General features: G+C 44.0%; 10 protein-coding genes. 4 read left to right on the forward strand and 6 right to left on the reverse strand.

Annotated features, from left to right (window positions below; genetic code table 11):
- The first annotated feature begins 336 nt into the window (after positions 1-336).
- Both murC and murB read left to right on the forward strand, forming a co-directional pair.
- Complete coding sequence (murC, locus tag NG798_RS05445) at positions 337-1,851, forward strand: UDP-N-acetylmuramate--L-alanine ligase (RefSeq protein ID WP_261220883.1); 1,515 nt, start codon at positions 337-339, stop codon at positions 1,849-1,851.
- A 222-nt stretch (positions 1,852-2,073) separates the two neighbouring features.
- Entirely contained in the window at positions 2,074-3,009 is a 936-nt protein-coding gene (murB, locus tag NG798_RS05450) for a UDP-N-acetylmuramate dehydrogenase (RefSeq protein WP_261221537.1), read from the forward strand.
- On the opposite strand, the gene NG798_RS05455 is transcribed toward murB, so the two are convergent.
- A complete protein-coding gene (locus NG798_RS05455; protein ID WP_261220885.1) occupies positions 3,006-3,161 on the reverse strand; it encodes a hypothetical protein in 156 nt (51 codons plus the stop codon). The two genes, murB and NG798_RS05455, sit on opposite strands and share 4 nt — an antisense overlap.
- Before the next feature lie 101 nt (positions 3,162-3,262).
- Between NG798_RS05455 and NG798_RS05460 the strand changes: the two genes are divergently transcribed.
- Positions 3,263-3,607 (forward strand): YbaB/EbfC family nucleoid-associated protein, encoded by a 345-nt coding sequence (locus NG798_RS05460; RefSeq protein ID WP_261220887.1) that lies wholly within the window; start codon positions 3,263-3,265, stop codon positions 3,605-3,607.
- A gap of 178 nt (positions 3,608-3,785) precedes the next feature.
- The gene (locus tag NG798_RS05465; protein WP_261220889.1) at positions 3,786-4,268 is read left to right on the forward strand and encodes a low molecular weight protein-tyrosine-phosphatase; all 483 of its coding nucleotides are present in this window, start codon (positions 3,786-3,788) and stop codon (positions 4,266-4,268) included.
- A gap of 38 nt (positions 4,269-4,306) precedes the next feature.
- On the opposite strand, the gene NG798_RS05470 is transcribed toward NG798_RS05465, so the two are convergent.
- From NG798_RS05470 to glpX, 5 genes are all read right to left on the reverse strand, one after another.
- Positions 4,307-5,017, reverse strand: a complete 711-nt coding sequence (locus NG798_RS05470) for a response regulator transcription factor (protein WP_261220891.1) — start codon at positions 5,015-5,017, stop codon at positions 4,307-4,309.
- A gap of 137 nt (positions 5,018-5,154) precedes the next feature.
- Positions 5,155-6,741, reverse strand: a complete 1,587-nt coding sequence (locus NG798_RS05475) for a glucose-6-phosphate isomerase (protein ID WP_261220893.1) — start codon at positions 6,739-6,741, stop codon at positions 5,155-5,157.
- A 171-nt stretch (positions 6,742-6,912) separates the two neighbouring features.
- A complete protein-coding gene (locus NG798_RS05480) occupies positions 6,913-9,894 on the reverse strand; it encodes a UPF0182 family protein (protein ID WP_261220894.1) in 2,982 nt (993 codons plus the stop codon).
- Positions 9,895-10,169: 275 nt separating this feature from the next.
- Positions 10,170-11,468: a glutamyl-tRNA reductase gene (locus tag NG798_RS05485; protein WP_261220895.1), complete on the reverse strand. Its 1,299-nt coding sequence runs from the start codon at positions 11,466-11,468 to the stop codon at positions 10,170-10,172.
- Positions 11,469-11,731: 263 nt separating this feature from the next.
- The gene (gene glpX, locus NG798_RS05490; RefSeq protein ID WP_261220896.1) at positions 11,732-12,772 is read right to left on the reverse strand and encodes a class II fructose-bisphosphatase; all 1,041 of its coding nucleotides are present in this window, start codon (positions 12,770-12,772) and stop codon (positions 11,732-11,734) included.
- Positions 12,773-12,892 lie beyond the last annotated feature (120 nt).

Raw genomic sequence — 12,892 nt, forward strand, 5'->3', positions numbered from 1 at the left:
AACTCGGCCAGCCCCAAGGCTTTTAAGCTTGCAATAAAGGGATAGAGGCGACTAAATTTAAGCAGGAGAGCGAACAGAAGTTTAAGGAGTACAACTGTAAAAAAATTTCAGGAAACATCTGGACAACAGACGTATTTACGGAGTAAAGATAAACAAGTTGCCAGAATACAAATCAGGGGCTATGAATAAAATAATTTACATAGTAACCAATATAGAACAGCCTCTTGCAGTTCGGCGCAATTGTGTAAATCTATCGGAAGTTGTATCAGGAAAAAGCAATACCTGATATGATATCGCGTGTTATTGGCGTGGTGTGGTGTGAAAGGAGCAATCTCTATGGTGAGTAAAGTAAATTTTAGCGGCAGGCCATTCCATTTCATCGGAATAGGCGGCATTGGAATGTCAGCCCTGGCCTACATTTTAGCGAAGCGGCAGTTGCCGGTATATGGTTCGGATATTAAAGCCAGCCACATTACAAAACGCTTGCAAGAAAACGGCGCTCATATTTTTTGGCGTCAAGATGCAAGCAATATTGAATTTTTCTCAACAAACTCTGTTGGTGAGTACAACCAGACGGCGGATTTAGGCTACCAGAAAAATAGCGAATTGCCGCAAGTAATTTGCTCAACAGCCATTCAAACGGCCAACGCAGAGTATAAAGCAGCGCTAGAGTTGGGCTGTCCGATTTTTCACCGCTCAGACTTATTGGCAGCCTTGATCGACGATTACCAAAGCATTGCGGTGGCAGGTACACACGGCAAAACCACCACCAGCAGCTTAATTGGATATATGCTGTTGAAGGCCGGTTTAGACCCCACAATCGTCGTCGGCGGAGAAGTCAACGCCTGGGAAGGAAACGCTCGTCAAGGTTCTGGGCCCTATCTCGTAGCTGAGGCTGACGAATCCGACGGATCGCTAGTTAAACTTTCTGCCGAACTAGGCATTGTGACGAATATCGAACTTGATCATCCAGATCATTACGCAAGTGTTGAGCAAGTCACCGAGATATTCCAAACCTTTAAAGGCAATTGCAAAACCATCATAGGCTGCATTGACTGCGAGATTGTCCGAGAACAACTCAAACCGGCCATCACTTATAGCCTAGATATTTCCCGCAACGCAGACTATACAGCCGACTGTATCAGTTATCGCAGTGACGGGACGACAGCACGAGTTTGGGAAAAAGGCGAAATTCTCGGTCAGTTAAACATAAAACTATTAGGCCAGCATAACCTCAGCAACGCCCTAGCCGCAGTAGCAGTAGGCAGAAGGGTGGGAATAAGCTTTGAAGTAATTGCAGGTGCTCTTGCCACGTTTGAAGGCGCAAGGCGGCGCTTTGAAGTGCGCGGAGAGCACAAAGGCATTTTGTTTGTGGATGACTACGCTCACCACCCCAGCGAAATACGAGCTACTTTGGCGGCGGCGCGACTGCGAGTCCAAGACAAAGAACCGAGTGGCAAGTCAAAACTACAGTCAACAAAAGCAAACGGGCGAGTGGTAGCGATTTTTCAACCGCATCGCTACAGCCGGACACTAACTTTTTTAGAAGACTTTGCACAGGCTTTTGAGGATGCCGATGTAGTAGTGCTGGCAGATATTTATAGCGCCGGCGAACCAGAAACCCCCGCTATCAACGGCGCAAAAGTCGCGGCAGCTATCGAAAATTATCACCCTCAAGTTTACTATCAACCGGCCCTCAAGTCTGTTGTCGGGTTTTTAACCGAAAGTTTGTTACCCGGAGACATTGCTTTATTTTTGGGCGCGGGAAACTTAAACCAGACGATCCCAGAAGTGATGGCCTTTTACGAGCCGGCCTCTGAAGGAGCGGCCCAACTGCGCCATCCCGCATAAAGGCGTTAAAGTACAAATCAAAAGTTTTCTATCTTTACGCACTGGTAAAACGGGGTTGTGCTTGTTTAAATTTGTACCAACTCTTAGATCGCGTAAGTCTTTTGGACGAACCACTCCTAACTTATGACTCTGACTTTCGATAGTTCAGCGTGGCACGACAGCGCCAAGATCGCCAGCGCCGTAACTCCTAACCACTCCTCACGCACGCCAGAAACAGCCAAAATGTTGCAACTTGATAGTCCACCGGCCCCCGTATTGTCTTTACCGGGAACCAATTGTGTAGTTAAATCCCAAGTGTCTTTGGCCCCTTTTACGTCGTTCCGCGTTGGCGGGCCGGCTGAATGGTATCTTGCGCCTCGTTCTATAGAAGATTTGCAGGCCGGTTTACTATGGGCAAATTCTGAAGGTCTGCCGGTGACGCTTTTAGGCGCCGGCTCGAATTTACTGATTAGTGATGAGGGTTTACCTGGTTTAACAATTTGCACCCGACACTTGCGCTCGGCTGTTTTTGATGACCAAACCGCCACAGTAACGGCGGCGGCGGGAGAACCTATTGTGCGTTTGGCTTGGCAAGCGGCAGAGCGTGGTTGGTCAGGGCTAGAATGGGCGGTGGGGATACCGGGGACTGTTGGCGGTGCGGTGGTGATGAATGCCGGTGCTCATAATGGTTGCACGGCAGATATTTTGCTCAATGCTCAAATTTTGTCAAAAATTGGAGACATTTCTGTTGCGACTCCCCAAGATTTGGGTTACAACTATCGGACATCCAATTTGCAAAATGGGCAGCGTTGGGTGACGCAAGCAACTTTCCAACTTCAACCAGGCCATGATCCAAAGCAGTTGATGGCAACCACAGCGGCGATGTTAAAACAGCGTCATTCTACCCAGCCTTATAATCTACCGAGTTGTGGCAGTGTTTTTCGTAATCCTAATCCCCATAAAGCGGCTTGGTTGATTGAACAAACCGGCCTCAAGGGATACCAGATCGGCGGTGCCCAAGTTGCTCAACGTCACGCGAATTTTATTCTCAACTGTGGCGGAGCCAAAGCCAGCGAAATTTTACACCTCATCCGCTATGTTCAACACCGCGTCGAGGAACGCTGGTCGCTTTGTTTAGAACCAGAAGTTAAGATCATTGGTGAGTTTCAACCGATTTAAATTTTAGTATGAGGTTTTAGGAAGTTTGTTCGCCGCAAAGCAAGTTCTTGGCCTAAGATAGATGCTGGGTTGATAGCCAGCGAATCTATGCTCTTAGGAGGCCGGTTATCTCCACCGAGGGATGTTTGCTCTTGAGTTTTCTGTTGAGTCAAATCACGCCCTCACCTGTCTTTCAGCAGTACACGCTCTGCTGATGACACCCAATTAGCGGCTGTTTGTTGAATTTACGCCATCTTTAAAGAGTTAGAAAATTATGTCAAAATCACAGGGGTTTGGCTTCGGACTTGGCAAAATGAAAGAGCTAACCGAAGCTTTTAAAAAAGCGCAGCAAGTCCAAGAAGGTGCTAAAAGGCTGCAAGAAGAACTCGACCAAATGGAGTTAGAAGGTCAAGCTGCTAACGGTTTGGTGAAGGTTTACATGAGCGGAAACCAAGAACCTCGTCGGGTGGTGATTTCACCGGATGTTATGGGTGAGCCGGCAGATGTGCTTTCTGCTTTGGTTTTGGAAGCTACCCAGGATGCTTATTACAAGTCCACTACAACCATGCGTGAGCGTATGGAAGAACTCACCGGCGGTCTTAATCTCCCAGGTTTGTAAGTTTTTTCTCGCCTCTCCTGATTTTACGGGAGGGGCTTGACATCTTCGGCTTTTTGTGATAATAATTTTTCAGTTCAGACGGAATTTACAATTTTCAGCGTCGGGATGAAGGTTTTTTTAAATCAAAATTCTCATCCAGATCTAAAATTCCAATTGTTTTAAAATCTCAAATCTGAAGATGTCTTATAAACTTTTATTTGTTTGTTTGGGCAATATTTGCCGGTCGCCGGCAGCCGAAAATATAATGAATTATTTACTGGAAGAAGCAAATTTACAAGATAAAGTTATCTGTGATTCTGCCGGCACCAGTAGTTACCATATTGGTAGTCCTCCTGATGGGCGTATGGTAGCGGCGGCGGCAAAAAAAGGTATGAATTTTATCGGTGAGGGGCGTCAGTTTCAACCTAAAGATTTTGAGGATTTTGATTTGATTCTGGCGATGGATCGAGAAAATTACCGCGATATTCTTTCTTTGGATCGCAAAGGTATCTATGGCGATAAAGTTAAGATGATGTGCGATTTTTGCACTCGCCACACTCTTAAAGAAGTTCCTGATCCTTATTATGGCGGGCCCGAAGGTTTTAATAAGGTGATAGAGTTGCTGAAAGATGCTTGTGGCGGCTTATTGGAGTATGTTAAAAATAAGGAAAATTTGAGTTAAAGCGATAAGTATTACAAATTCTTTAGCGCAGACGAACCTTATTCAACTAAGTGATGTTCCATTGCAAAACGCACTAATTCAGCGCGATTGTTTGTAGCGGTTTTGCGGAGTAAACTACTGACATATTTTTCGACAGTTCGCGGACTTAAATGTAAACAATCTCCTATTTGTGAGTTAGACAGCCCAACTGTTAGTAAATCTAATACTTCTCTTTCACGTTCTGTAAGGGGAAAAGATAAATCAAAATGAGGGGGTGTGGTAGTTTTAGCTTCTTCTGGTGCAGGGTAATGGGGTTTATCAGTGGTGTTTATAACCGGCTTATCTTCCCCCCCCCGCAAATTTTCTGGAAACGTAAACATAAACTCGGATTGCAACATTTGTATCCTTTCCAACAGATTACGAATTACGGCTCCTAATTCTTCTAACTCAAAGGGTTTTGGCAAATATATATCACAGCCTAACTGATAACCTTTAATTCTTTCTTCCGTCTTGTTACGAGCGCTCAAAAAAACTACCGGCAATAAACGAAAGGCCGGTTTTTTACGAATTTGCCGCACTAATTCGTAACCATCCATCAGCGGCATGATAATGTCAGTAACAATCAAGTGAGGCTGGTATTCTGTCACCATCTCCATTGCATCCTTACCATTCTCAGCCATTAAAACATAATAACCAATCATTTCGAGATAATGGCTGATGGCTACACGAATAGCAGGATCATCATCAACAACGAGAATCGTTAAGGGCATGAGGCATAATAGCTTTAGTTTTGGGATTTTAGATTTTAGATGCTTGTTTAAAAAATGCCTTATCTCTAAAATCTAAAACCCTGAATAGACATTTCTACATCCAGCCGACATCAGCGACTTTATAAAGAAAAACAGCCTTACATTGCAGAAACTGTGAGGGTAGCCGGTTGAGCGAGATTTCCTTGCAATTGTACTCCTCGTTGGTTGGCGGCCAAATGGCGGACAATCTTATAAACTTCCTCAACACGATCTGGCACACCGGCTTTTTGTGCAAGCTGTTCCAAAGACAGCGCTTTACCTTCGCCGCGCAACGCCGTCACCACTTGTTTTTGCAAGTCTAGCACCGCAGCAGCAGCCTTTTTACCTGCTTCTACCCCTGGCTGGTGATAGGCATTTATATTGACCAAAAAACCATAAAAACCAACGGCTCGTTCGTACAAGGCGATCATAGCCCCGACTGTGCGAGGATTTACTTGGGGGATGGTAAGCGTAATCGAATCGCGTTGATTTTCATAAAGAGCTTGTCTGGTTCCCATCAAAAACCCACTTAAATAATCACCCGATGTAGTTTCTGGTTCAACTTCCGGGGATGGGCCATTGCGGTCTTGCAAAACTTCAATCAAGGTTGCAAAGAAATTTGGTACACCTTCGCGCAACTGTTGTACATAAGCGTGTTGGTCTGTAGAACCTTTGTTGCCATAAACTGCTATGCCTTGGTGTACGATATTGCCATCAAGGTCTTTTTCTTTCCCCAAAGATTCCATTACTAATTGCTGTAAATAGCGGGAAAAAAGTAACAAACTATCTTTATAGGGAATTACAACCATATCTTTTTGGCCTTTACCATTGCCGGCATAATACCAAGACATTGCCAATAAAGCCGCTGGGTTAGTTTTAATTTCTGGAGTTCGGGTGGCTGTATCCATTTCTTTAGCACCGGCCAACATTGCTTTGATATCAATGCCTTGTAAGGCTGCCGGTAATAAACCCACCGCTGACATTTCCGAAGTCCGTCCTCCCACCCAATCGTGCATCGGGAAAGTTGTTAACCAGCCTTCAGATAGGGCTTGTTGATCTAGTTTACTGCCCTTGCCGGTGATAGCGACAGCGTGCTGGTAAAAATTAAGATTTTTAGCCTCGTAAGCCTTTTGCACTTCAATCATACCGTTGCGGGTGTCGGGAGTGCCGCCGGATTTTGAAATAACGAGAACTAAAGTACGAGAAAGCCGGTCTTTAAGTTTTGCCAAAATGCGGTCAATGCCGGCAGGATCAGTATTATCTATAAAGTGAATCTCCATCGGCGGGACTTCTGGGGAAAGCGCTTCCGAGACAAATTGGGGGCCAAGGGCCGAACCGCCAATTCCGATAGAAAGTACATCGGTGAATTTTGGCGATAGAGGGGGGTGAATGGTGCCGGTGTGGACTTTTTGCACAAAAGCTTCAATATCTGCCAGCGTGCCTACGATGTCTTGTTTAAGTTCGGGAGTGGGGGCCAAACCTGCATCGCGGAGCCAATAATGGCCCACCATCCGATTTTCATCAGGGTTAGCAATGGCACCGGCTTCTAGTGCGGCCATATCTTGAAACGCCTTGTCAAACTTGGGTTTGATGCTTTCGACAAACCCATCATCAAAACGACACCGGCTGATATCGAGATAAAATTCTAGTCCTTCGTGGTAGTATAACCAATCCTGATAGCGTTTCCAGAGCGCGCTCGCATTCATAACGAATCTCAAGAGATATTATTTCCGACACTGACAAGTTTACTGCTTAAAGTAAGCGTGTGTTGTTAAAAATATAGCTATTTTTTTTGACAGGATCGGTGGCCGAGTAGTTTGCAAACGGGATCAAAAGGTGTTTTGCTCTGCGTTATTCGGCGTTTTTTTTAGTATTTTTTATGGAGGTGTTAAGGCTGGTGTTTGTGGGTTTCCTGGGCTTAAAATAACTGGAATTGTTGTTTGATCGCGTTTAAATATGGCTTCTAAAGCTTGTTCGAGGGTTTCTGCCATTGCTATTTGATTTTCATAAGCAACTATAACGCGGACTAAGGTGGGTAAACTGTTTTGTGCTGCTTCTAAATAAAGGGGTTCTACATAAAGTAAGGATTGTTCGATGGGAATGACTAATAAATTTCCTTGAATTGCTTTTGATCCTTGACGGTTCCACAGGGAAATTTGTTGAGAAATGGCGGGGTCTTGGTTAATTCTAGCTTCGATTTGTTCGGGGCCAAATACTAATCGTTGTTTGGGGAATTGATAGAGTAAAAGTTTGCCGTATTCATTGCCATCTAACCGGCCTGCTAACCAGGCAATTAAGTTTGTGCGTTTTGTTGGGGTAAAGGGGTGTAATAAAATAAATTCTTCTGATTCTGCGGTGGCTAATTTCATTATTAAGTAATAAGGTTCTACTTGCTTGGGTTCGCTGCCATAAATTTCTGTGGGTACTTGCCATTGATCGTCCCGGTTGTAAAATACTTGGGGGTCGGTAGCGTGAAAGGTTAATAACTGCTGTGATTGAATGTCAAATAAATCTATGGGATAGCGAATATGACTCCGCAAGGAGGCCGGCATTTCTTTGAAACTGTGAAATAACCCTGGGAAAATTTTGCTCCAACTTTGGATGATTGGATCTTGGTTGTCGGCGATATAAAAGTCTAAGTTTCCGTTATAGGCATCTATGACGATTTTTACAGAGTTTCGGATATAGTTAAACGGGTATTTGCCGGGATCGGAGTAGGGATAATAATTGCTTGTGGTGTAGGCATCAATTATCCAATAAAGGTAATTCTCTGGGGCTGATGTTTGGGTTTTTTTGGCGCTGGAAAGGTTGGCTTTGGTTATGACTAAGTAAGGGTCGCTGTCAAAGCGGAGAAAGGGGGCAATTGCTTGGACTCTTTGGTTAATTTGCCGGCGAAAAAGTAATTTTGTTTGCGGGGTTATGTTGTCGGTTAATAGCATCTGCCAGTCGTTGAGGTATTTGGCATATATGAGCCGGTGCCACCAGTTTTTTATGGCTATTCCGCCACTTCCATCATAAGTGTTATAAACGTTTGTTTCGCCGCTGGGATAATCTAATTCTTTGACTTTTGTGGGGGCGATGATATAGTTGTTGGTAATTTCTCCGTAATATATTCGGGGTTTACCGATGGGAATACTTTCTCGAATTCGAGGGCTAGATGTTTGTAAGGTGGTAGGAGTTTGGCTATTGTTATCTTCGCCAATATTTTTGACAAAATAATCGGGTAATCCTCCGGGGGCTACGGTATTAACTGGACTCATGGTGAAACCATAGCCGTGTGTGTACACTAAGTGTTTATTGAGCCAGGTGTTGGCTTCTGCTGGTAAGGCGGTATAATCAAGTTCTCTGGCGGCAAGAATGACTTGTTGTTTTTCGGTGGGATTTGGATTATTTTTGTTTTTTGGATCTGTTTTAAGGGTGTAGCGGTCGATATCTGCGTTGGGAAATTTATAATAGAGTCTGATTTGTTGTAGTTGCCGGTTGGTTTCTAGTAAAGGACGAGTATCCCAAAGCCGAATGTTGCGAATTGTTTGGTCGTTTTTTTGCAAGTCGGCAAAGGTTAATTGATCTTCTGGGGTAAAGGTTTTGACTTCTATGTTTTTTAAATTAAAGGCTGAACGGGTAAAGTTTATATTTCGTTGAATATAAGGGCGTTCTCTGACAATTTCGTTGGGTTGTACGATGGTTCTTTGGACGGCGGATGGTAAAATTATTCCAGCTATAATTGCTATGACTGTATAGCCGGTGATTCCATAGATTAGTTGTGTGGGATAAGGGAAATTTGTTCGATTAAAAAATGATCTTGGATTTGTTTTTTTAAGGGCTTTTTGGCTTTTTTCTGGTTTGCCAAATAGTGATTTCCAAATCAAAAAACCTGCGATACCGGCGGCGAGTAAACTTAAGCTAGTATAGGCCGGCAATTCTACGTTTACTTGGGTATAACCGGCCCCATAAACTGTGTCGGTAGGGGAATAAAGCACCTGGTAGCGCCGCAACCAATATGCCAGAGAAACTGTCAGCATGGCTGCGCTGCCAAGCGCGTCTAGGTGGCGTAGTTGCGGTTGAGAAAACCCCGGAAATTTTCCTTCTGAAAGACTATTTCCTGAGAGTAAGTAAATGAGAGAAACAGAAGTTAAGCCAAAGAAAGATAAGCCCAGCAGCCAAAATTCCAGAAGTTCCAAAATTGGTAAAATAAAAACATAAAAGCTGATATCTTGGCGGAAAACCGGCTCACTGGCGTTAAAAGATATTGGGTTAAAAAATTGCCAAAGTTCTGCCCAGTGATTTGAGAGAATTAAACCACAACTTAAACTCAGTACAGCCGCAAATACCCACAACAAACCAGGGGCAAAAATTATGGTTAAACTCAGCAAAACCGCAGGTGCTAAGAGCCAGGGGTTAGCGGGTATTTGCTGCAATAAATTTGTGATGACTTTCGGTTGTAAGCGCGGAGGTAAAGAGATATCTTTGAGGAGGTTATTAAGTTCTGGATGCCAATAATTTGCGGAAGCTAAAGCGTAGTAAATGACCAAACATGATAAAATTAAACTTAGTATAAAAACGCTAAAAAGTAACCCTTGTAACGGAATTTTGTAAAAAGTTTCTTCTTTGGTTGTGTTAGAATGTTTAAAGCGGTGAGCAAGGGCGAGATTTCCAAAAAGATAGCCGGTGGAAACAAGCAAAGCGATTACCCACAACCCTAAACGAGTTTGTAGCTGAAGGGAAAAAACTTGTAAATTGCCGGTTGCTTCAAACCAGAGACTTTCTGTTTGTACCCAGGAAAAAACATCAAAGCCAAGCCACAAACCAAGAAGTACAGCAGGGATAAGAAAGCGCTGGTTGTTTAAAAATTTTTGCATAAAAGTTGTTAATTTAATTTTTTAAACATACGATCCATCCCCAAACCAATTTAAAAAATTCCAAAGAGCTAAGAAACAAACAGATAACCCATCTGCGTTAATCTGCTAAAGGATGCGGTTTAAAAACTCTTATATCATCCTAGATCCGCCGATCATCTCCCCCAATCCCCCCGTTAAAATTGTATTATCCTCCCCCACCGGCTGCTTATTTTGTAACAAACCACCGCTAAGGAAGGATAATTAAAATTATAGGAAAAAGAAAAAATTATGGCAGTCTAGCTGTACTGTTCGCGGGATTGTTTCTCATCTTCTAAATTAAACAGCATCCGCAGGGTTTCCATTGCACGACGTCGAGCTTCAATATCTTGCTGCGCCCGCAATTGTACCATCGGATCGTGGAGAATTTTATTAACAATTCCCCGCGTCATAGCTTCAATTACTTCTTGATGGCGTTCGGCAAATTCTGAACCCAAACGAGATAAAGCTTTTTCTAATTCTTGTTCGCGGATAGTTTCAATTTTATCTCGCAAACTATTAATTGTTGGCACCGTTTCTAAGGAACGCCACCACACATCAAACGCCTCGACTTCTTCCTCCAAAAGCCCCTCAGCTTCCTGAGCGATTTTCCGCCGGCTTTCTTGGTTTTGTGCGACAACAGCTTTTAAATCATCGACATTAAAAGCTTGGACATTTTCCAACTCATTTACATCAGCAGCAACGTTACGGGGCACAGAAATATCAAATAACATTAAAAGCTGATTGGGATCTAAAACTGCTTCTAATTTGGCGCGATCCAGCAGAGGCTCTGTTGAAGATGTACTCGTAAAAACAATATCCGATTCTAAAATTGTCGGCATCATTTCTGGCAACAATTTACAAGTAATATTTGCCTCTGGAAACTGCCGTGCTAATTCTTCGGATCGCGCTGTGGAACGGTTAACAATTGCAATTTGATTTGCGCCTTTAGAAATCAAGTGTTGGACGAGTAAACGAGACATTTTACCAGCCCCAATAATGGCTACTCGACAAGCCGCTAAATTCTGTACTTTTATTTGGGCAAGTTCCACAGCCGCCGAACTTATCGAAACAGCGCCGGTACCAATGCTGGTTTCGGTGCGAACTCGTTTACCGGCAGTTATGGCTTGTTTAAAAAGCCGGTTGAGTATCCGCCCAACTCCATTATATTGCTGGCCGAGTTTATGAGTATTTTTAACCTGAGCTAAAATTTGCCCTTCCCCCAACACCAAACTATCCAAACCAGCCGCCACACGCATCAAGTGCATCACAGCATCTTCGTGAAGCAAAATAAACAAATGTTGGCGTAATTTTTGCATCGGCAGTTTACTATGTTCCGACAAAAATTGCGTTACTTCCCGCACACCTTGCTCGGTTTCGCTGGTGACTAAATAAAGTTCGAGTCGGTTACAAGTGCTGAGAATTCCCACTTCTTCAACGTGGGGATATGCCTTGAGAGCAGTCATCGCAGCTTCTATTTGGGCTTCAGGAATACTCAGTTTCTCACGAACTTCTACCGAGGCTGTTTTGTGGCTAAGACCTACGACTGCAATATTCATTTGCTATGTATTAATTGCTAATGGCTATTGGCTAATTTTAAATTGTGACAAGTCATTTGTCATTTGTCATTTGTCTAGGTCGGGCGGGTGTACGCCCCTACATTTGTCAAAAGTCATTTTTGATGAGCGAAAAACTTCTGACTTATGACTAGGTTTTTTAGTCATTGGTCAATAGCAAATGACTAATGACCAATGACTTTTAACACTGGTGATTGGTCAATAGCAAATGACTAATGACCAATGACTTTTGACAAAATTGCTAGTTAACGCAATTGCAGAGCTTTGGGTTTATCAAACAAGTGGATGGTATCTACAAAGCGAGCGGTTTTTGACTGAGTAGAAATGACCAAAGAGTGAGTCCGAGCGCCGCCATGAAAGAAGCGGACTCCTTCCATAAGGGTGCCGGGGGTGATGCCGCAAGCTGCAAACAACACAGTGTCGCCTGAAGCCAATTCCTCAGCGTTATAGATTTTGTCGGGATCATTGATGTTCATTTCTTTGAGACGAGCAATGTTCCCCTCTTTGCTTTCGCCGATCAGGCCGGTTTGCACTACTTCAGGATCATAAATTAATTGACCTTGGAAGTGACCGCCTAAACAACGCATCGCAGCGGCGGAAATAACGCCTTCTGGAGCCGCACCAATGCCCATCAGAGCGTGGATGTTGGTACCTGAGAAAGCGCAGCAAATGGCCGCAGAAACGTCGCCATCGCTGATCAGTCGCACACGAGCGCCGGCAGAGCGAATTTCTTTAATCAGTTCTTTGTGGCGAGGGCGATCCATAACCACAACCACCAATTCCTCAATGGAGCGGTTTAAGCACTCTGAGAGGATTTTCAGGTTTTCGGTGGCTGATTTGCGGATATCCACATGGCCGCGTGCTACAGCCGGGGCTGCCAGCTTACGCATATAAAAGTCAGGGGCTGCAAACAATCCGCCTTTTTCGGAAATTGCTAAAACTGCCATTGAGCCATTTTGACCATAAGCTACGAGGTTGGTACCTTCGCAAGGGTCAACGGCGATGTCAATTTCGACTAATTCATCAGGGTTACAGAAGTTTTTGGCATCGGCTTGGGTGCAGATACCTACTTCTTCGCCAATATAAAGCATGGGAGCTTCATCGCGTTCGCCTTCTCCAATGACGATGCGACCTCTCATGTGAATTTTGTTCATGCGCTCGCGCATGGCTTCTACGGCTACTTGGTCAGCGGTGTTTTTTTCACCTTTGCCCATCCAGCGAGAGGAAGCAATGGCGGCTTGCTCGACGACTTCAATAATTTCTAAACCCAGGGTACTTTCTAACAAGACTGACCTCCCGACTGCTTTTATGGCGCATAAAAATATGCCTACTCAAGTGTTCAAGTCTATCAGAGCGTGGCTACTTGCGGGAAATTTCTGGGGGATCGCTTTTTGTTAAGTTTTGCT

Origin of the sequence: Ancylothrix sp. D3o (assembly GCF_025370775.1) — a bacterium.
In the GTDB taxonomy this organism is placed as follows: Bacteria; Cyanobacteriota; Cyanobacteriia; order Cyanobacteriales; family Oscillatoriaceae; genus Ancylothrix.